Genomic DNA, 20,376 nt, shown 5'->3' on the forward strand with positions numbered 1-20,376 from the left:
TAACAAGAAAAGAGGTCTCTTTTTCATGAATCTGCTGATCGTCACTGCCTGCCCGAACGGCATGGTCACCAGCGTGCTCTGCGCGCGTCTGCTGGAGGCGGCCGCCCAGCGCCTGGGCTGGACCACCCGCGTCGAGGTGCATGATCCCAAGGCGATCGGCTCGCCGCTGTCCGATGCCGACATCGCCGCCGCCGAGCTGGTGGTCGTGGTCAAGACCGGCGAGCTGGCGCTCGAGCGCTTCGTCGGCAAGCGCCTGGTGCAGTCGACCCCGGCCGAGGCGCTGCAGGATCCGCAAGGCTTCCTCGGCGAAGCCGCCGAGCGCGCCGAGGTGCTCCAGCCGCAGGCGGCCGCGCCGGCCGCCGTGGCCTCGGCCCAGCCGCGGCTGGTGGCGGTGACGGCCTGCCCGACCGGGGTGGCCCACACCTTCATGGCCGCCGAGGCCCTGCAGCAGGCCGCCAGGCAGCTCGGCTATGCGCTGCAGGTGGAAACCCGCGGCTCGGTGGGCGCGCGCAACCTGCTCGACGAGGCGGCCATCGCCGCCGCCGACGTGGTGCTGCTGGCCGCCGACATCGAGGTCGACACCAGCCGCTTCGCCGGCAAGAAGATCTACCGTTGCGGCACCGGCGTGGCGCTCAAGCAGCCGCAGCAGACCCTGCGCCGCGCCCTGGAGGAGGCGGTGGCGCAGGCTGGCGCCAGCCCCGCCGCGGCCGCCGCGCCGGGCAAGTCCAAGACCCGGAGCGGCCCCTACAAGCACCTGCTGACCGGGGTGTCCTACATGCTGCCGATGGTGGTGGCCGGCGGCCTGCTGATCGCCCTGTCGTTCGTCTTCGGCATCGAGGCGTTCAAGGAGCAGGGCAGCCTGGCCGCGGCGCTGATGCAGATCGGCGGCGACACCGCCTTTAAGCTGATGGTGCCGGTGCTGGCCGGCTACATCGCCTATTCCATCGCCGACCGTCCCGGCCTGGCGCCGGGGATGATCGGCGGCCTGCTGGCCGGCAACCTGGGGGCGGGTTTCATCGGCGGGATCGTCGCCGGCTTTCTCGCCGGCTATTGCGCCAGCGCGCTCGGTCGCTGGCTGCGCCTGCCGCAGAGTCTCGAGTCGCTCAAGCCGATCCTGCTCATCCCGCTGCTGGCCAGCCTGTTCACAGGTCTGGCGATGATCTACGTGGTCGGTGCGCCGGTGGCCGGCATGCTCGCCGGGCTGACCGACTTTCTCAACGGCATGGGCAGCACCAATGCCGTGCTGCTCGGCCTGCTGCTCGGCGGGATGATGTGCGTCGACCTCGGCGGACCGGTCAACAAGGCGGCCTATGCCTTCTCGGTGGGGTTGCTGGCCTCGCAGACCTACGCGCCGATGGCGGCGACCATGGCCGCCGGCATGGTGCCGCCGCTGGGCATGGCCATCGCCACCCTGCTGGCCCGCTACAAGTTCGCCCAGAGCGAGCGCGAGGCCGGCAAGGCCGCCGGGGTGCTGGGGTTGTGCTTCATCTCCGAGGGGGCGATTCCCTTCGCCGCCAAGGACCCGCTGCGGGTGATTCCGGCGAGCATCGCCGGCGGCGCCCTGACCGGCGCGCTGTCGATGTACTTCGGCTGCAAGCTGATGGCGCCCCACGGCGGGCTGTTCGTGCTGGCGATTCCCAACGCGATCAACCACACGCTCGCCTACCTGCTGGCGATAGTGGCGGGCAGCCTGCTGACCGGGGTGCTGTATGCCGTGCTCAAGCGCGGCGAGACCGCCGAGCTGGCGGCCGCGACGGAGCAGGCGCCGGCCGCGGGCGGCCCGCTCGCCGAGCGGCCGTCAGGCCGGCACGCCTGAGTTCAGTACTGGACCGCCTGGGTCAGACCGCCGTCGACCAGCAGGCTGGTGCCGGTGGTGAAGCTGGCGGCCGCACTGGCCAGAAACAGCGTGGCGTTGGCCACTTCCTCGGGCCGCGCCATGCGGCCCATGGGGTTCATCGCCAGGCATTTGGCGAAGAGTTCCGGCTGCTCGCGCTCGATCTGGCCCCACACGCCGTCCTCGAAGTAGACGTTGCCCGGCGAAACCACGTTGACCCGGATGCGCTGCTCGGCCAGGCGCTGGGCCAGGCCCTTGCCGTAGTGGATCAGCGCCGCCTTCAGCGCGCCGTAGGGTTCCGCGAAGATATCGATCTGTCGCCCGGAGACGCTGGAGATGATCACGATCGCCCCCGCCTCGGACTGCTGGAGGTGGGGCAGGGCAGCGTTGACCAGGCCGACGGTGCCGAGCAGGTCGGTCTCGAAGGCCTGCCGCCAAGCCGACAGGCTCTGCCCGCCGGCCAGCGCGCTGACGTTGGGCACGACGATGTCGATCCCGCCCAGGCGCGCCGCCGCGTCTTTCACCCACTGCTCCAGCGCCGCGCCGTCGGTGACGTCGACGGCCTGGCCGAAGGCGCGTTCGCCGAGTTCCCGTTCGGCCTGCGCCACGCCCCGTGGATCGCGGGCGCAGAAGGCCACGCGCGCGCCTTCGCGCAAGAAGCCTTCGACGATGGCCCGGCCGATGCCGCGGGTGCCGCCGGTGACCAGCACGTTCCGATTCCGCAATTGAAGGTCCATGGATTTGCTCCTTAGCGTGTGAGAGGGATTGCTTTGCAGGGGCGAACGCGAGAGGGCGTAGAAGTAGCATGCCAGAGCGGTTTTGCAAGGCTTGGCAGCCTTTGTGCGCAGAGGGCGGCGGGAGGTGGGGGAGTGTGCAGGAGCCAGCTCGCCGGCTCCTGCACAGGGGACTTCAGTGATGCTCGCGGGTGGCGCGGAATTTCACTTCCGGCCAGCGCTCTTCCATCAGGCTCAGGTTGACCCGGGTCGGCGCCAGGTAGGTGAGATGGCCGCCGCCGTCGATGGCGATGTTCTCGAAGGCCTTGACCTTGAAGTCCTCGAGCTTCTTCTTGTCCTCGCACTCGATCCAGCGCGCCGACCAGACGTTGATCGCCTCGTAGGCACACTCGACCTTGTATTCCTCCTTCAGCCGGCTGGCCACCACGTCGAACTGCAGCACGCCCACCGCGCCGAGGATGATGTCGTTGCTGCGCTCGGGGAAGAACACCTGGGTGGCCCCTTCCTCGGCCAGCTCCTGCAGGCCCTGGCGCAGCTGCTTGGATTTCAGCGGGTCCTTCAGGCGCACGCGGCGGAACAACTCCGGGGCGAAGTGCGGGATGCCGGTGAAGCCCAGCGCCTCGCCCTCGCTGAAGGTGTCGCCGATCTGGATGGTGCCGTGGTTGTGCAGGCCGATGATGTCGCCGGCCCAGGCTTCTTCCAGCATCTCGCGCTCGCTGGAGAAGAAAGTCAGCGCATCGGCGATCTTCACGTCCTTGCCCAGACGCACATGGCGCAGCTTCATGCCCTTCTCGTACTTGCCCGAGCAGATACGCATGAAGGCGATGCGGTCGCGGTGCTTGGGGTCCATGTTCGCCTGGATCTTGAACACGAAGCCGGTGAACTTCTCCTCGGTCGGCTCCACGGTGCGCTCGCGGGCGGCGCGGGCCAGGGGCATCGGCGCCCAGTCGACCACCGCGTCGAGCACCTGGTCGACGCCGAAGTTGCCCAGCGCGGTGCCGAAGAACACTGGGGTCATTTCGCCGCGCAGGAAGGCCTCCTGGTCGAATTCGTGGCAAGCGCCCTGGACCAGCTCCAGCTGCTCGATGAAATCCTCGTAGAGGTCGCCCAGGTGGGCGCGGGCTTCGTCCGAGTCCAGCTTTTCGATCACCTGGGTCTCGATGCGCTCGTGGCCGTGCCCCGGCACGTAGACGAAGATCCGATCCTCGGCCAGGTGGTAGACGCCCTTGAAGTCCTTGTAGCAGCCGATCGGCCAGGTGATCGGCGCCGCCCTGATCTTCAGCACCGCCTCGATCTCGTCGAGCAGCTCGATGGGGTCGCGGATGTCGCGGTCGAGCTTGTTGATGAAGCTGACGATCGGGGTATCGCGCAGCCGGCAGACGTCCATCAGGGCGATGGTCCGCGGCTCGACGCCCTTGCCGCCGTCGAGGACCATCAGCGCGCTGTCCACCGCGGTCAGGGTGCGGTAGGTGTCTTCCGAGAAGTCCTCGTGGCCGGGGGTGTCGAGCAGGTTGATCATGTGCTCGCGGTAGGGGAACTGCATCACCGAGGTGGTGATCGAGATGCCGCGCTGTTTCTCCATCTCCATCCAGTCGGAGGTGGCGTGGCGGTCGGACTTGCGCGACTTCACCGTGCCGGCCACGGCGATCGCCTGGCCCATCAGGAGCAGCTTCTCGGTGATGGTGGTCTTGCCCGCGTCGGGGTGGGAGATGATGGCGAAGGTACGGCGCTTCGCGACTTCGGCGGCCTGGGTGCTCATGAATTCGTGCCTGGGAGGATGCGGTGGCGGGCGGGAAGGGCCCGGAAAAACGCGGAATTATACCTGAAACCGGGTGCCGATCAGGCCGCTCCGACGCCGGGCAGGAGGGGGCCGGGCGGGATCTCGCCCGGTCATGCCGGTTGTCCGGAGCGGACCGCGAGGTTGAGAGGGCGCCGGCCGCCGCGGGTCGTCCCGCTCGTCGTGCGGTTCGGCATCCCGAAGCCTTCGCTGCCGATGCCGGAGCTGTGCGACTTGGACCATCGAGGGGGTGGCAAGCGGCAATTTCTGGTTGATCTTGACCCCTCATGGTCCTAAAGTTCGCGGCCGAACGTCCATGCTGGAAACGATCCATCCGGCTCAAGTACTGACGACGAGACAGCAAGGTCAACCCCTGTACCCGGTTGACCTTTTTGCTTTCGGCGACATGCCTTGGGAAGTAGGCGAACCAAAGTGGGGAAACTGATCAGGCGTTCGCGAGTTAACCCCTTTTTCAATCCTTTCCGCGTTTTGCCATTGGAGTCCTTGCATGTCGATCAAGATCGAAGACTACTACCCGCCCGCTACTTTCCAGCGCATGAAGGCCTTCGCCGACAAGCAGGAAACCCCCTTCGTGGTCATCGACACCGAGACCATCGCCAACGCCTACGAAGAGCTGGGCAACTGCTTTCCCTTCGCCCGGATCTACTATGCGGTGAAGGCCAACCCGGCAGTGGAGATCATCCGCCTGCTGCGCGACAAGGGCTCGAACTTCGACATCGCCTCGATCTACGAACTGGACAAAGTGCTGAACGAAGGCGTCGCTCCCGAGCGCGTCAGCTACGGCAACACCATCAAGAAGTCCCGCGACATCCGCTACTTCTACGAGAAGGGCGTGCGCCTGTTCGCCACCGACTCCGAGGCCGACCTGCGCAACATCGCCAAGGCCGCGCCGGGCTCGCGGATCTACGTGCGCATCCTCTCCGAGGGTTCCACCTCCGCCGACTGGCCGCTGTCACGCAAGTTCGGCTGCCAGCCGGACATGGCCCTGGACCTGCTGATCCTCGCCCGCCAGCTGGGTCTGGTGCCCTACGGCGTGTCCTTCCACGTCGGCTCGCAGCAGCGCGATATCGACGTCTGGGACGCGGTGATCGCCAAGGTCAAGGTGATCTTCGAGCGCCTCAAGGAAGAGGACGGCATCGAGCTGAAGATGATCAACATGGGCGGCGGCTTCCCGGCCAACTACATCACCAAGACCAACAGCCTGGAGACCTACGCAGAGGAGATCATCCGCTTCCTCAAGGAAGACTTCGGCGACGAGCTGCCGGAGATCATCCTCGAGCCGGGCCGCTCGCTGATCGCCAACGCCGGCATCCTGGTCAGCGAAGTGGTGCTGGTTTCGCGCAAGTCGCGCACCGCCGTGGAGCGCTGGGTGTACACCGACGTGGGCAAGTTCTCCGGCCTGATCGAGACCTTGGACGAGGCCATCAAGTACCCGATCTGGACCGAGAAGAAGGGCGAGATGGAAGAGGTGGTGATCGCCGGCCCGACCTGCGACAGCGCCGACATCATGTACGAGAACTACAAGTACGGCCTGCCGCTCAACCTGGCCAGCGGCGACCGCCTGTACTGGCTGTCCACCGGCGCCTACACCACCAGCTACAGCGCGGTGGAATTCAACGGCTTCCCGCCGCTGAAGGCCTTCTACATATAAGATCCGCCTGCCAGCGAAACAACGCCGCGCCCGTCGCGGCGTTTTTCATGGCGAACCCCGAGAGCCGAGGAGCGGATGCCATGCACAGCCCCCTGCCCACGCTGCAGCAGATCCCCGCGAGCATCGCCGCGGTCGCCGACTACGAGCCCTTCGCCCGCGAGCGGATGAGCGAGCAGGCCTGGGCCTACATGGCCGGCGGCGCGGCGGACGAGCTGACCCTGCGCGACAATTGCGCGGCCTTCCGGCGCCTGCGCCTGCGCAGCCGGGCGCTGCAGGAGCTGAGCGGCGGCCATACCCGTCTGGAGCTGTTCGGCCAGCGCTTCGAGCAGCCGATCCTGCTGGCGCCGGTGGCCTACCAGAAGCTCGTCCACCCGGACGGCGAGCTGGCCACGGTGCTGGCGGCCTCGGCGGTGCGCGCCGGGATGGTGGTCAGCACCCAGGCCAGCGTGGCGCTGGAAGAGATCGCCCGTTCGGCGCAGACGCCCTTGTGGTTCCAGCTCTACGTGCAGCCCGACCGCGAATTCACCCGCGAGCTGGTGCAGCGCGCCGAGGCGGCCGGCTACCAGGCGCTGGTGGTGACCGTGGACGCGTCGGTCAACGGCCTGCGCAACCGCGAGCAGCGCGCCGGCTTCGCGCTGCCGGCGGGTGTCGAGGCGGTCAACCTGCGCGGCATGCGCACGCTGCCGCCGGTTACCAACCGGATCGGCGACGGCGTGTTGCTCGGCGGCCCGCTGCTGGATGCCGCGCCGACCTGGCGGGATCTCGCCTGGCTGCGTGCGCTGACCCGCCTGCCGGTGCTGGTCAAGGGCGTGATGCACCCCGAGGACGCCCGCCGCGCGGTGGCCGAGGGGATCGACGGGATCATCGTCTCCAACCACGGCGGGCGCACCCTGGATACCCAGCCGGCGACCATCGAGGTACTGGAGGAAATCGCCCGGGTCGTCGAGGGGCGGGTTCCGCTGCTGCTGGACGGCGGTATCCGCCGCGGTACCGACGTGTTCAAGGCCCTGGCCCTGGGCGCTCGCGCGGTGCTGGTGGGGCGGCCCTATATCTTCGGCCTGGCCGCGGCGGGTGCGCCGGGGGTCTGCCATGTCGTGCAGCTGCTGCGCGCCGAGCTGGAGGTGGCCATGGCCCTGACCGGTTGCCGGACCCTGGCCGATATCGGACCGACGCTGGTTTCCCGTTGAGTGCGGCTCAGCCGGCGAGGGCGATTCCCTCCAGCTCGGCGCAGCGCCGGGCGTAGGCTGCGGCGATGTCGGCGAACTCCGTGCCGGCGACCTGACGCAGTTCGTCGCGGGCCTTGCGCAGGAACTTCAGATGGCCGCGTTCGAGGGCTTCGCGCAGCCAGCGGCGGGCCTCGCCCCGTTGGCCCAGGTCCATCAGCAGCGTGGCGTAGCTGAACTGGCCGCGGAAGTCGCCGGCCTCGGCGGAACGCCGGTACCAGGCGAGGGCGGCCTGCGGGTCGGCGCGGACCACCCGGCCTTCCTCGTGGTAGCGGCCGACCAGGTTCATCGACTTGGCGTGTCCCAGCTCGGCGGCGCGCCGGTACCAGGCGAGAGCCTGCGCCTCGTCGCGCGCCACCCCGCGGCCGGTGGCGAGCAGGTTGGCGTAGTTGTACATGCCCCAGTCGAGGCCGCGCCTGGCCGCCGTGCGGTAATGCGTGGCGGCGGCGGCTTCGTCGACGGCCCCGCCCCAGCCCAGTTCGCAGCAGCGGCCCAGCATGTTGCCGGCCATGGCGTGGCCGCTGCGGGCGGCGATCTCGAACCACTCGCGGGCCAGCTCCGCGTCGCGCTGGATGCCGTGGCCATCGAGCAGGAGCTGGCCGAGCAGGGCCTGGGCTTCCACTTCGCCGGCGCCCGCCGCGGCCAGCGTCCAGCGCGCCGCCTGGCGCGGGTCATCGGCCAAGCGACCCAGTTGCGCGAGGTCGGGCGTTTCGCTGCGGCGCAGGATGAAGCTCATGGTCGTTTACTCACACCTCGCCCCAGCGGCGCAGCAGGTTGTGGTAGTTGCCGGTCAGCTGGACCAGCGCCGGATGATCTTCCAGGTCGCGCGACAGGCTCTGGATGGCCTGGTCCATCTCGTAGAGCAGGCTGCGCTGGGAGTCCTCGCGGACCAGGCTCTGGGTCCAGAAGAACGAGGCGTAGCGCGCGCCGCGGGTGACCGGCGTGACCTGGTGGATGCTGGTGGCCGGGTAGAGCACCAGGTCGCCGGCCGGCAGCTTGACCCGCTGCATGCCATAGGTGTCCTGGATCACCAGTTCGCCGCCGTCGTATTCGTCGGGGTCGCTGAAGAACAGCGTGGAGGAGAGGTCGGTGCGCACCCGCTCGGCGGAGCCGCGCACCTGGCGCACCGCGTTGTCGATGTGGAAGCCGAAAGTACCGCCGTCGGTGTAGCAGTTGAACAGCGGCGGGTAGACCTTGTGCGGCAGCGCGGCGGACATGAACTGCGGGTTCTGCCAGAGGCGCTCGAGCATGGCACCGGCGATTTCCCGCGCCAGCGGGTCGTCCTCGGCCAGCTGCAGATTGTGCTTGGTCTTGGCCGACTGGTAGCCCGCGGTCGCCTTGCCGTCGAGCCAGTGCGCCTGCTCCAGTGCCTGGCGGATGCGCCGGACTTCGTCGCGGGAGAACACTCCCGGTATGTGTAGCAGCATGATGGCTGGCCCTATTAATCGAGAACTTATCTCAAATGGTATTTACTTTTATTTGATGGGTAAATGGGGCGATCCACAAAAAATTAACAATTCTCGTATGTAAATATGTATCTGTTGATTATAAGAATCGTTCTCGATTAGAGTGCGCGCCATTCGTTTTCGTTAGGGGGGAAACTATTATGTCGCGTACCATCGAGCGTTCGACCGCCACGCCGCGGGTGCTGGCTTCGGCACTGGGAGTCATGACGGTATTTTCCGCAGGGGGCGGCGTGCGTGCCGAGGAGGCGCTGGAGCAGAAGGCCGCAAAGAAGGACGCACAGAAGAAGGAAGTCCTGTCGCTGGAGACGGACAGCGTCATCGGGGTCAGTGAGAGCGACTACAAGGTCGAGTCCGCCTCGAAGAAGTTCACCGCGCCGCTGCGCGAGACGCCCAAGTCGGTCACCATCATTTCCCAGCAGGTCATCGAGGACACCGGCTCGCTGAGCCTGGTCGACGCCCTGCGCACCACCTCCGGCATCACCTTCGGCGCCGGCGAGGGCGGCAACCCGGCGGGCGACCGGCCGATCATCCGCGGTTTCAACGCCGAGAGCGACACCTTCATCGACGGCCTGCGCGACGTCGCTTCGCAGACCCGCGAGGTCTTCAACATCGAGCAGATCGAGGTGAGCAAGGGCCCGGGCTCGGCCTACACCGGCGCCGGCTCCACCGGCGGCAGCGTGAACATGATCACCAAGACCGCCAAGCGCAACGACTTCCTCGACATCAGCCAGACCTTCGGCTCCGACCAGACCCGCCGCTCGACCCTGGACCTCAACCGGATGCTGACCGACCAGATCGGCTTTCGCCTGAACCTGATGAAGCACGACGCCAACGTCGCCGGCCGCGACGGGGTGGACGTCAGCCGCTGGGGCTTCGCGCCGACCATCACCTTCGGTTTCGACACCCCGACCCGCGCGACTTTCTCCTACTACCACGTGGAAGCCGACGACACGCCGGACTACGGCATTCCGCTGAGCGTGTCCGGCATCGGCGTGAAACGCCATCCGGTGGGCAGCAAATCCAATTTCTACGGGCTGACCGGCCGCGACTACCGGGAAAGCAGCACCGACTCGGGCACCTTCAGGATCGAGCACGACCTCAACGACAACGTGACGGTCTCCAACTCCTTCCGCCAGGTGCGCACCACCCTCGACTACGTCGCCACCAACCCCGACGACTCCCGGGGCAACGTCGACGACGGCTACGTCTACCGCTCGCCGAAGAGCCGCAATTCCACCTCCGAGGGTTGGGTCAACCAGACCGACCTGCGCGCGAAGTTCAATACCGGCCGCATCGAGCACAGCCTGGTGACCGGCATCGAGGTCACCGACCAGGGCGTGCACAACCGCCCCTACGCCTTCACCGCCGGCGCCAGCGGAACCACCTGCAACGCCGCCCTACTGGCCTCGGGCGATTGCACCAGCCTGAGCAGTCCGAACTATAAGGACGACTGGACCGGCAGCTATACCGACGGCAAGCCCTATACCGACACCGATACCGAAACCGCCTCGGCCTACCTCTTCGACATCCTCAAGTTCAACGAGAAATGGTCGCTGAACCTCGGCCTGCGTTACGACGACTTCGAGACCGAGTCCCAAGGCTACACCAACGGTAACTCGACCACGCCCAAGGGGAATTTCGACTACGAGAGCAAGACCAACTTCTGGAGCTACCAGGTGGGCTTGGTCTACAACCCGCTGCCCAACGGCAGCGTCTACGTGGCCTGGTCGACCTCCCGCAACCCGGTCGGCGAGACTTCCGGCGAAGGTGCCGACAGCACGAGCATTCTCACCGAGAACCTGCAGCCCGAACGCAACCGCAACGTCGAACTCGGCACCAAGTGGGAGTTCTTCGACGGCCAACTGGCGCTGGATTCGGCGATCTTCAAAACCAAGAAGTCCAACGCGCGGGTCACCGACCAGGACGGCACCACGCAGAACATCGGCGAGGTGGAGATCAAGGGCTTCGAGCTGGGCGTCAGCGGCCGGATCACCCGCAACTGGCAGATCTTCGCCAACTACACCTACCTCGACAGCGAGATCGTCAAGGGCGGCACGGTGGACATCGACCCGAGCTCGGCGGTCAAGTATGTCGCCGGCGCCAACGACGGCAACGAGAACCCCAGCACCCCGGAGAACAGCTTCAGCCTCTGGAGCACCTACCAGCTGTTCCCCTTCCTGACCGTCGGCGGCGGCGCCAACTATGTGGACTCGCGTTACGGCGACGCCGCCAACACGGCCGAGGTACCCAGCTACTGGCGCTACGATGCGATGGCCAACCTGAAGGTGAGCAAGAACCTCGACCTGCAGTTGAACGTGCAGAACCTGACCGACAAGCGCTACCTCGACCAGATCTACCCGACCCACATGGCTCACGTGGCGCCGGGGCGCACCGTGCTGCTGGCGACCAACCTCCACTTTTGAGGAAGGCTGCGAAGCCGTCGAGGGCCGCCTGCGGGCGGTTTTTGCGTGTCTGCCGGGTACCGGGGTAAAGGTTGGGTAAAGCCGGTTTGTTGCAAACCATTCTCGAATAGAATTCATGGGCACCGCCACGGCGGTGCGCTGGTGCGGGCGACCGCGTTCCGACTCCAACCGTGCCGCCAGGGGCGGCACCGATCAGGTGATATCAGGTGGCGAAGAAGATCCTTTTCCAGCTGCACTGGCTGCTTGGCATCACTGCCGGCCTGGTGCTGGCGGTGATGGGCGTGACCGGCGCGATCCTGTCCTACCAGGGCGAACTGCTGCGCTTTCTCAATCCCGGGGTGATGACCGTCGAGGTGCCGCCGGGCGCGCAGGCGCTGGGTCCGGACGAGTTGCTCGAGCGCCTGCGCGGTCAGGTGGGGCAGCGCCAGATACTGGGCCTGACCCTGTCGAGCGTGCCGGAAGAGGCGGCGCAGCTGATCGTCGGCGGCGGCGGTCCGCGTGGCGAGACCCTCTACGCCGACCTCTACCGCGGCGATTTGCTCGGCGCGGCGCGGGGCCTGGGCTTCTTCCGCTTCACGATGCAGGTGCACCGCTGGTTGGCCATCGGCGATACCGGCAAGGCGATCACCGGCGCCTCGACCCTGATCCTGGTGTTCCTCTGCCTGTCCGGCCTCTACCTGCGCTGGCCGCGCCGGGCCGGCGACTGGCGCGCCTGGCTGACCCTCGACTGGTCGCGCAAGGGGCGCGGTTTCCTCTGGACCCTGCACGCGGTGGCCGGCACCTGGGCGCTGCTGTTCTACCTGCTGGCGGCACTGACCGGCCTGAGCTGGTCCTACGACTGGTACCGCCAGGGACTCTTCGCCCTCGCCGGCGAAACCGCCCCGGCGCATGGCGGTCCCGGCGGACGCCGCGGTCCGCCGCCGGGCGGCGAGCCGGAGCGGGCGTCGGCGCCGGCACCGGCGATCGACCTCGACCGCCTGTTCCAGGCCTTCCGCCGCGAGGTGGGGGACGGCTACCGGCAGGTCAACCTGACGCTGCCCGAGCGCCCCGGCCAGCCGCTGCAGATCATGTACGTGACGAGCGATGCCGAGCATGTCCGGGCGATCAGCCGGCTGAGCCTCGACACCGACAGCAGCGCGCCGCTCAAGCACGAGCGCTACGCCGACAAGAGCCTGTCCCAGCGCCTGCTCGCCAGTCTCTATCCGCTGCATACCGGCGAATATTTCGGCCATCCCGGCCGGGTGCTGATGCTGCTCGCCAGCCTGGGCATGCCGCTGTTCCTGATTACCGGCTGGCAGCTCTACCTCGACCGCCGGCGTACCCGCCGCGCGGCCCGCGAGGCGCAGCAGGCGCTGTCGGCATCGGTCGACGGCCAGCCGTGGCTGATCGGCTTCGCCAGCCAGAACGGCTTCGCCGAGCGATTGGCCTGGCAGGCCGCCAGCCAGCTGCAGGCGGGCGGTGCCGCGGTGCAGGTGCGCTCGCTGGCGCAGCTCGACAAGGACGACTTGCGCTGCGTCGAGCGCGCGCTGTTCGTGGTCAGCACCTTCGGCGACGGCGAGGCGCCGGACAGCGCCCGCGGCTTCGTGCGCCGGGTACTCGGCGGCGAGTGCGAGCTGGATCATCTGCAGTACGCCCTGCTCGGTCTCGGCGATAGCCAGTACCGGCGTTTCTGCGCCTTCGCCCGGCAGCTCGATCAGTGGCTGCAGAAGCAGGGCGCGCGGGCGCTGTTCGCCCCGGTGGAGGTGAACGGCGGCGACGCCGCGGCCCTGCAGGCCTGGCGCGAGCAGCTCGGCCGGCTGTTCGGCAGCGAGCCGCCGGCACCCGTGGCGGTCGAGGAGGGCTTCGCCGAATGGACGTTGCTGGCCCGCGAATGCCTCAACCCCAGCAGCTCGGCCGAGCCGGTCTGGCGCCTGGTCTTGCAAGTCCCGGACGGACAGCGCTGGGAGGCCGGCGACCTGGCGGAGATCCGTCCGCCGCAGGCCGACGCCCTGCCGCGCTGCTATTCGGTCGCTTCGCTGGCCGAGGACGGCGTGCTGGAGCTGCTGGTGCGCCGCCAACGGCGCCCCGACGGCACGCCGGGGCTGTGCTCCGGCTGGCTGTGCGAACTGGCGCCGGGCGCCCGTGTGCCGCTGCGCCTGCGTCCCAACGGCGGCTTCCGCCTGCCGGAGTCCTACCGGCCGCTGCTGTTGATCGGCAACGGCGCCGGCCTTGCCGGCCTGCGCGGCCTGCTGCGCGAGCGCATCCGTCGCGGCCAGGGCATCAACTGGCTGATCTTCGGCGAGCGCAGCGAGGCCCACGACTTCCTCTGCCGCGAGGAACTGATGATCTGGCAGGAGGAGGGCCGGCTGGCCCGTCTCGACCTGGCCTTCTCCGCCGACGGGGAGCGCAAGGTCTATGTGCAGGACCGTCTGCGCGAGTCCGCCGACGCCCTGCGCAGCTGGCTGGCCGAGGGGGCGGTCGTCTACCTGTGCGGCAGCCGGGGCATGGCGGCCGGAGTCGAGACGGTGCTCGTCGAACTGCTCGGTAGCGTCGCCGTCGAGCGCCTGCGCGACGAGGGGCGCCTGCGCCGCGACCTCTTCTGAGCGCCGGCGGGGAGCCGCGGCTCCCCGCCGGCTTGCGGCAGGCCGAGGGAAGCCGCAAGCTAACGCCATGAAGACCAATACAGCCATCCTTCTCAACTGCGACATGGGCGAGAGCTTCGGCGCCTGGACCATGGGCAACGACGCACTGGCCATGCCGCTGATCGACCAGGCCAACCTGGCCTGCGGCTTCCACGCCGCCGATCCCCTGACCATGCAGCGCAGCGTGGCCCTGGCGGTGCGCCACGGGGCGAGCATCGGCGCGCACCCGGCCTACCCTGACCTGGCCGGCTTCGGCCGCCGCCACCTGGACTGCTCGCCCGACGAGGTGCGAGCCCAGGTGCTCTACCAGCTCGGTGCGCTGGACGCCTTCTGCCGCGCCGCCGGCACCCGCCTCGACTACGTCAAGCCGCACGGTGCGCTGTACAACGACCTGGTGCGCGACGACGCCCTGCTGACCGCGGTGCTGGAGGCCTGTGCGGCCTTCCGTCCGGGCCTGCCGCTGATGGTCCTGGCGCTGGCCGACAACGCCCGCGAGGCGCGTCTGGCCGAGGCCGCCGGGGTGCCGCTGCTGTTCGAGGCCTTCGCCGACCGCGCCTATCTCTCCGACGGCCGGCTGGCGCCGCGCCGCCTGAGCGGGGCGGTGCACCAGGACCCCGAGCGGATTCTCGCCCAGGCCCTGGCCATCGCCCGCGGCACGGCCTTCCCGGACCTCGACGGCAAACCGCTGCGCCTGCGCGCCGACAGCCTCTGCGTGCACGGCGACAACGCCGAGTCGCTGGCCGTGCTGCGCCGCCTGCGCGCGGCCCTCGACAGCCTCTGATGCGCCTCGAGCCGGTCGGCGCCGAGGCCCTGCTGCTGGTCTTCGCCGAGCAGCCCGACGCCGGCCTGCCGCTGCGTATCGCCGCCTTGGCCGAGCGCCTGCGCCGCGAACTGGGGCCGCTGTTGGTCGACCTGGTGCCGGGCTGGACCACCCTGCTGCTGCACTACGACCTGCTGCGCACCGATCATCGCCAGCTTGCCCGGCGCCTGCTGCCGCTGCTCGAGGACTGGTACGCCGGGCCGCCGTCGTCCAGCGCCGGCCGTCTGCACGAAATTCCCATCTGGTACGCCGGCGAGGACCTGGCCGAGGTCGCCCGCGCCTGCGCGCTGAGCGAGGCCGAGGTGATCGCCCTGCACAGCGGTACCGAGTACCGGGTCGGCGCCATCGGCTTCGCGCCGGGCTTCGCCTACCTGGGCGAGCTGGACGCGCGCCTGGCCCTGCCGCGCCGGGCCAGTCCGCGTACCCGGGTGCCGGCCGGCAGCCTGGCCATCGCCGAGCGGCAGACGGCGATCTACCCGCAGGCCTCGCCGGGCGGCTGGCACCTGCTCGGGTGCTGCCCGCGGCGCCTGTTCGACGCCCGCGCCGAACCGCCCTGTCCGCTGGCGGTGGGCGACCGGGTGCGCTTCTTCGCCATCGACGAGACGGCCTTCCGCGCCGAGGGCAGCGTGCCGTGACGGGCCTGGCGGTGATCCGTCCCGGTCCTTTGAGCCTGCTGCAGGATGCCGGCCGCGCCCGCTGGCAGCACCTCGGCGTATCCCCTGGTGGCCCGCTGGACATCCACGCGGCGGCCTGGGCCAACCATCTGCTCGGCAACCCCTGGGGCACGCCGCTGGTCGAGATCGCCCTCGGCGGCGTCGAGCTGGAAAGCCGGCTTGACACCTGGGTGGCGCTGTGCGGCGCCGAGCTGCCGATTGCGGTGGACGGCGAGTCGCGGCCGAACTGGTCGAGCTTCCCGCTGCGCGTCGGCCAGCGCCTGACCCTCGGCTTCGCGCGCAGCGGCCAGCGCGCCTATCTGGCTGTGGCGGGGGGCTTTCGCGTCGGGGCGGTACTGGGCAGCGTGGCGACCCAGACCCGCGAAGGCCTCGGCGGTCTGCACGGCGACGGCCAGCCCCTGCGCGCCGGGGACCTGCTGCCCTGTGCGCCGGCCAGTCTACCCGGCATGGCCAGCGTGCCCTGGCGCTTCGTGCCGGACTACCGGGCCGAGCCCGGCCTGCGGGTGATCCTCGGCGGCGATGCCGGGGATTTTTCGGTGGCCGAGCGCCGGCGCTTCTTCGCCCAGGCCTGGACCCTCAGCCCGCAGTCCGACCGGATGGGCATGCGTCTTCTGGGCGAGCCGTTGCGGGCGCCGACGCGGCAGTGGTCGCTGGGTGTGACCACGGGCACCATCCAGGTGCCGCCGGACGGCCAGCCGATCGTGCTGATGGCCGACCGGCAGACCATGGGCGGCTATCCCGTCCTCGGCTGGGTGCATCCGCTGGACCTGGGGCTGCTGGCGCAGTGTCCGGCGCACCGGACGCTGCGCTTCGAGCGGGTGGAGGTGGAGGCGGTGCAGGGGGAGATGCGGGAGTTCTATCGGTTCTTCGGGCGCTGAGCGCTTGCCGGTTTTCTCTGGCCTGGCTTTCGCGAGCAATCTCAGCGCTTTCCTCGGCCCGGCCGACAGGTTTCGCCCTGCACGGCGAGTCACTTTCTTCTCGCTTGCCCAAGAAAAAAGTAACCAAAGAAGAAGGGCACCCGACATCCGGCCCTTCACTGCGCTGCGCCCCGTTGCGGGTTCTCTCGCTCCGGCGCTGCTCCGGGGGCCGTCGCGAAGGGACAGGGGAGTTGACTGACGGTTGGGAGGAAAAGCTGGAAAGCTCCGCCTTGCTTTTGGCGCCAGAACCATCAGGCTATTACAACTCGGCCATCCGCTCGTACTGCTCGAACGGGAAGTTCACCCCGTAGCCTTCGGTCTGCCAGTACGGCGGGTCCATGTAGAAGAAGGTGTGCGGCCGATCATAGCGCTTGGCACACTCCAGCCAAGGCAGGTTTTCGACGTAGGTGCCGGTCAGGCGCTGCCAGGCGCCGGAGAGGTTCTCCTCGATGCGCAGCAGATTGATGGCCGGGCCGGTGGTGGCCGTGCCGAACCTCTGCCCGGAAACCTTGCCGCCGAAGGCATGGTGCTGCAGGTAGAAGAAGCGTGCCGCCCGCTGGATGTCCGTGAGGGTTTCCGGGCGGGTCATCTTCTGCCACTCGAAGACCTGCCGGCTGCTCAAGGCCCACTTGAACTGGCGGACGAACTCCTCGAGGTGGTTCTACACGACCCGGTAGAGGGTGACCAGGTTGCCATTGATGTCGTTGAGAACTTCGACGGGTGCTGAGATGGGTCGCAGGAAGTAGAGCGCCGCGCCACCGACGAAGACCTCGACGTAGCACTCGTGCGGCGGAAAGAGCGGGATCAGGCGGTCGGCCAGGCGGCGTTTGCCGCCCATCCACGGGATGATGGGAGTGGTCATAAGGTGCAAGTCTTATACTGTATAAAAGAACAGGTGATAGGCTCCCGCTCGCTTCGTGCACGGAGCAGGGAGCCTTGGCTGGGCTTGCAGGGACAGTCTGCAGGTTCGGTGGCGGCCCGGGTGCTGGAACACTGGGGCCGTCGCTCTCCCTTCATTTCGATTCCGGCGTGATTGCATTCATCCGCTACTGCCACCCCAGTGTTCGAAGGCACCGAAGCGGCGATGCACGGTCACGCTTTGCTCTTGGCGATGGCATCCTCCAGGATCTGAACGATTTCATCGTCGAGCGTGGTGTCCGTCCTGCCGGCAAGGTACTTGGCCAGCCTGAGCAGGATCTGAGCGACCACGTCGGCCGTCAGGGCCTTGATCAACAGCGACGCCAGTGCGCTAGCGAGCATCGGCGGCCTCCTTCAACGCATCCATGGCCCGTGCATAGCAGCCGTCCCAGCGGTCGCGATGCGGTTTACCGGGACGCCACGTCCGCACGTAGAGGCCCCAGGCGGCTCTGACCTCGCCCACTGCCGGCAACGGCGCCGGATCGGTCCACAGCAGCAGGCGGGCGAAGGCCGCGGCGAGGGTGTCGTCGTGCTCGAAGGCGGCATAGACCGCCGCCTCGGTCGGCTCGACGTTGCAGGCCTTGCAGACCGCCAGCGCAGGTGGCCGGCATCAGCGGATGCTGTAGCACGCCGCGCACGCCGCCCAGTTCGAACTGCCAGAAACCACGGGCAGGCCCGCCGATCTGCCGGCGATGGATAAAGCCGGACTCCTGCAGGCCGATGGCAAGGAGCATGACCTCGGCCTGGGGACTGTTCATGCGCGCTGGCAGCAGCGCGGATCTCGGATAGCAGCATAGGGATCTCCAGAAAATGAAAAGCCCGCACGGGGCGGGCTCTGGGTGGGGATGGGGTTGCGGTCAGACTTCGATGTCGTACTGCGGCAGCTCCGGCGCCGGGCCGGTGATCTGGCCGTCGACGATGAAGGCCTTGCTGCCTACAGCAACGTCGATGCCGCGTGATGCCGTTGCGCAGCTCGACGGTGCTGGTGCCGCGGGCGGTGTTGACCGCCGTGACGGTGCCGGCGGTGCGGACACCGCCGGGCAGCAGGCCGATGAATTTCTTCCAGGGGTTGACGGTGGCCATTTCGGTTCCAGTGATTGGCGGGTTGCCGCCCTTGGCCAGCTCGACGATGCCACGGGCGCAGGCCAACTCGGTGCTTACCAGAATAGGAAGGTCTGTTTCATGACTTCCTAAAATAAAAAATCAACTACAATCCACATCGAGGATCAGGCATCAGGAATAACCGAAATTATGCAGTATGCAAAAGTAATAAAAACACTACTCCAAGCAGGGAGTTATAATGAACAAACAAACAATAATACTCGGCGCATTGCTATTGCTGCATGGATGCTCGGGGAATGAAATAAACTCCTCAAGCACGCCCGCTAGAGCGATGAATGATTACGATATAAATCCCATTTACCCCCCACGCGAAGATCTCTTTATAGGTGACATATATGTAAATATTTACACTCCAAGCTGCAGCGCAAACCTGGATAACAATGAATGTACCTTCACCTCGATAAGGATTGCCAGGATACCTGTCGACAACGTCAGTAAAATGATCTCAAATTACTACGACAACACATGGTCATTTACCTCTAAAGGAGAGGGATGCCAGTTCAAGGAGACAGAAGAAACAGACCAAGAGGACCAAACAAAAAAAATAAAAAAATACTCTCCATCAAAGGAATGCTTTGCAAGAGACACTATCAATCCGCCAGGCACACATCAACAGTTAAAACAAATAGCCTTCCCAAACTTCTACAAGCACAAGGAGAACTCGTCACAACCCTCAGCTGCAATCCCGGCCGGGATACTTCCCAAGGCAGGCATAGGTATAAATAGCATAAAAGAATATAGCGTAGCGATCCCCGCAGCACGATACTACTCTGTCGACCCATTTGAAATGCTTGATGCACTACAAAGTCTTCCACCCGAGCAAATTCAAAAACTACAAAAAATAAAAGACTACAAAGAAATGATCTGCAGTCAGTGCAAAACAAAAATATTCATCCCATATCAAATATACTATACAAGAATATTCGACATCACTTACAAGGGTGAGTTCTTTTCTAGCAAAACACCCAACCAAGCAAGATACCCCAGCGAAAACAAGACCCTATATACACCACCAGCAGACACCAACACCAATCCCGACACATTAAGCGCAGCACTTGTCGGAGAGAATGACTTTGGCGTAACCACAACCCTAAGCCACGCATCAACGGAAGACATAGGAATAAGACAGGTTTTCGATACTCCAATGGCGATTGGTTACAAAGGTTTCGTCTACGATGATCCAGAAGAAATAAAAAATGGATTGGCGGGCCTCCACAAAGGCTCCTACGAGCCACCTACTGCAGCCGTATCCGAAAAATCCCCCTCTTCTAAAGTTGTCAAAGAACTCTCAGATGAATCACCCATAGTCGCTGGTGATGCCTACCGCGCTGACACTACCGACAGCGCGGACACCGCCGGGCAGCAAACCGATAAACTCTTTCCGAAGGTTGGTGATGGCCATGACACGTCTCAATGATGGCGCTCCAGGCGGACGGTCTGAGTGACGCGGGCCGCCTACCCCTTCGGCGCCGATCTCGGTGGCCAGGCAGAGGCCGCGCCATGTGCCGTCGATGTCGCGGTCGCGGCTGGCGCTGAGGCCGGTGGCATCCAGCGGCGTGCGCTCGTGCAGTACGACCAGCCTGGCCCGCAGGCGATCCCGGCGGGGATTGCGCCGGGCCTGCCGGCTGCGTTGCTGGTAATAGCTGCTACGTCCAACGCCGAAGGTCAGGCATAGCTCGATGACCGGCAATTGCGTGCTCAGCATGCCGATCAGGCTCACCGATCGAGCGAGTCGGACATCAAGAGCGCGGTAGCCTTTTTTAGGATTTCGTTTTCCCGCTCGACCCGGCGAATACGGGCTTCCAGCTCCTGAATGCGCTGCTGCTCCGTAAGTGATCCATGAACCCCGTCTGTTAACGGCCGAGCCGGTCTTTTACAGTGGCGCCGTCGGAGTGCAGTTCCACGGCAGCAGCGCCTCGTAGTCTTCGACGCTTTGCGCTGCCGGCAACCGCTCGAGGATGTGGCGCAGCCAGGCGTAGGGCTCCTGCCCGTTGGCCCTGGCGGTTTCCACCAGGCTGTAGAGCTGCGCGCTGGCCGTCGCGCCTTTGGGCGTGTCGCTGAACAGCCAGGCCTTGCGCCCGATGACGAACGGGCGAATAGCCCGTTCGGCACGGTTGTTGTCGATCGGCAGGTAGCCCGCCTCGGTATAGCGGATGAGCCGGCTCCAGTTGCTGG

16 protein-coding genes and 1 pseudogene are annotated in these 20,376 nt (G+C 66.6%); 10 read left to right on the top strand and 7 right to left on the bottom strand.

Annotated elements, in window-relative coordinates; translation table 11 throughout:
- The first annotated feature begins 25 nt into the window (after nucleotides 1-25).
- On the top strand, nucleotides 26-1,816 hold the full coding sequence (locus BMY22_RS12030; protein ID WP_090622229.1) for a PTS fructose-like transporter subunit IIB: 1,791 nt from the start codon (nucleotides 26-28) through the stop codon (nucleotides 1,814-1,816).
- 2 nt (nucleotides 1,817-1,818) lie between these two features.
- Here BMY22_RS12030 and BMY22_RS12035 read toward each other — a convergent pair whose 3' ends face one another.
- Together BMY22_RS12035 and BMY22_RS12040 are read right to left on the bottom strand one after the other, a co-directional pair.
- Nucleotides 1,819-2,571 (bottom strand): SDR family NAD(P)-dependent oxidoreductase, encoded by a 753-nt coding sequence (locus BMY22_RS12035; protein ID WP_090622231.1) that lies wholly within the window; start codon nucleotides 2,569-2,571, stop codon nucleotides 1,819-1,821.
- A 172-nt stretch (nucleotides 2,572-2,743) separates the two neighbouring features.
- Nucleotides 2,744-4,327, bottom strand: a complete 1,584-nt coding sequence (locus BMY22_RS12040; RefSeq protein ID WP_090622233.1) for a peptide chain release factor 3 — start codon at nucleotides 4,325-4,327, stop codon at nucleotides 2,744-2,746.
- A 526-nt stretch (nucleotides 4,328-4,853) separates the two neighbouring features.
- On the opposite strand from BMY22_RS12040, the gene BMY22_RS12045 reads away from it, so the two are divergent.
- Complete coding sequence (locus BMY22_RS12045) at nucleotides 4,854-6,017, top strand: type III PLP-dependent enzyme (RefSeq protein WP_090622235.1); 1,164 nt, start codon at nucleotides 4,854-4,856, stop codon at nucleotides 6,015-6,017.
- Nucleotides 6,018-6,097: 80 nt separating this feature from the next.
- Nucleotides 6,098-7,204, top strand: a complete 1,107-nt coding sequence (locus BMY22_RS12050) for an alpha-hydroxy acid oxidase (protein WP_090622239.1) — start codon at nucleotides 6,098-6,100, stop codon at nucleotides 7,202-7,204.
- A gap of 7 nt (nucleotides 7,205-7,211) precedes the next feature.
- Here the strand turns inward: BMY22_RS12050 and BMY22_RS12055 are convergent, their stop codons facing one another.
- Complete coding sequence (locus tag BMY22_RS12055; protein ID WP_090622241.1) at nucleotides 7,212-7,976, bottom strand: tetratricopeptide repeat protein; 765 nt, start codon at nucleotides 7,974-7,976, stop codon at nucleotides 7,212-7,214.
- Between the two features lie 10 nt (nucleotides 7,977-7,986).
- A complete protein-coding gene (locus BMY22_RS12060) occupies nucleotides 7,987-8,667 on the bottom strand; it encodes a Fe2+-dependent dioxygenase (protein WP_090622243.1) in 681 nt (226 codons plus the stop codon).
- 179 nt (nucleotides 8,668-8,846) lie between these two features.
- Between BMY22_RS12060 and BMY22_RS12065 the strand changes: the two genes are divergently transcribed.
- The 5 genes from BMY22_RS12065 (at nucleotide 8,847) to BMY22_RS12085 (ending at nucleotide 16,122) form a co-directional block, all read left to right on the top strand.
- Nucleotides 8,847-11,129: a TonB-dependent receptor gene (locus BMY22_RS12065; protein WP_090622246.1), complete on the top strand. Its 2,283-nt coding sequence runs from the start codon at nucleotides 8,847-8,849 to the stop codon at nucleotides 11,127-11,129.
- A gap of 206 nt (nucleotides 11,130-11,335) precedes the next feature.
- Complete coding sequence (locus BMY22_RS12070; protein WP_090622248.1) at nucleotides 11,336-13,711, top strand: PepSY domain-containing protein; 2,376 nt, start codon at nucleotides 11,336-11,338, stop codon at nucleotides 13,709-13,711.
- A 67-nt stretch (nucleotides 13,712-13,778) separates the two neighbouring features.
- Nucleotides 13,779-14,531 (top strand): 5-oxoprolinase subunit PxpA, encoded by a 753-nt coding sequence (locus BMY22_RS12075; RefSeq protein WP_090622250.1) that lies wholly within the window; start codon nucleotides 13,779-13,781, stop codon nucleotides 14,529-14,531.
- Nucleotides 14,528-15,205 carry a 5-oxoprolinase subunit PxpB gene (pxpB, locus tag BMY22_RS12080; protein ID WP_175559698.1) on the top strand — a complete coding sequence of 226 codons (678 nt, stop codon included), beginning with the start codon at nucleotides 14,528-14,530 and terminating at the stop codon, nucleotides 15,203-15,205. The genes BMY22_RS12075 and pxpB overlap by 4 nt, the downstream gene beginning before the upstream one ends.
- Nucleotides 15,202-16,122: a 5-oxoprolinase subunit C family protein gene (locus BMY22_RS12085; protein WP_208599271.1), complete on the top strand. Its 921-nt coding sequence runs from the start codon at nucleotides 15,202-15,204 to the stop codon at nucleotides 16,120-16,122. The genes pxpB and BMY22_RS12085 overlap by 4 nt, the downstream gene beginning before the upstream one ends.
- A gap of 304 nt (nucleotides 16,123-16,426) precedes the next feature.
- On the opposite strand, the pseudogene BMY22_RS12090 reads toward BMY22_RS12085, so the two are convergent.
- Together BMY22_RS12090 and BMY22_RS24360 are read right to left on the bottom strand one after the other, a co-directional pair.
- Nucleotides 16,427-17,023, bottom strand: a pseudogene (locus tag BMY22_RS12090) (DNA adenine methylase); the annotation flags it as partial.
- A 230-nt stretch (nucleotides 17,024-17,253) separates the two neighbouring features.
- Nucleotides 17,254-17,421 (bottom strand): hypothetical protein, encoded by a 168-nt coding sequence (locus BMY22_RS24360; RefSeq protein WP_167363733.1) that lies wholly within the window; start codon nucleotides 17,419-17,421, stop codon nucleotides 17,254-17,256.
- A gap of 525 nt (nucleotides 17,422-17,946) precedes the next feature.
- On the opposite strand from BMY22_RS24360, the gene BMY22_RS24365 reads away from it, so the two are divergent.
- Complete coding sequence (locus BMY22_RS24365) at nucleotides 17,947-18,273, top strand: hypothetical protein (protein WP_167363734.1); 327 nt, start codon at nucleotides 17,947-17,949, stop codon at nucleotides 18,271-18,273.
- Nucleotides 18,274-18,379: 106 nt separating this feature from the next.
- Entirely contained in the window at nucleotides 18,380-19,618 is a 1,239-nt protein-coding gene (locus tag BMY22_RS23775; protein ID WP_143068484.1) for a hypothetical protein, read from the top strand.
- Between the two features lie 456 nt (nucleotides 19,619-20,074).
- On the opposite strand, the gene BMY22_RS12110 is transcribed toward BMY22_RS23775, so the two are convergent.
- A partial coding sequence (locus tag BMY22_RS12110) for a transposase domain-containing protein (protein WP_143068474.1) occupies nucleotides 20,075-20,376 on the bottom strand: 302 nt, incomplete at its 5' end.

Origin of the sequence: Azotobacter beijerinckii (genome assembly GCF_900110885.1) — a bacterium.
GTDB classification, from domain to species: Bacteria; Pseudomonadota; Gammaproteobacteria; order Pseudomonadales; family Pseudomonadaceae; genus Azotobacter; species Azotobacter beijerinckii.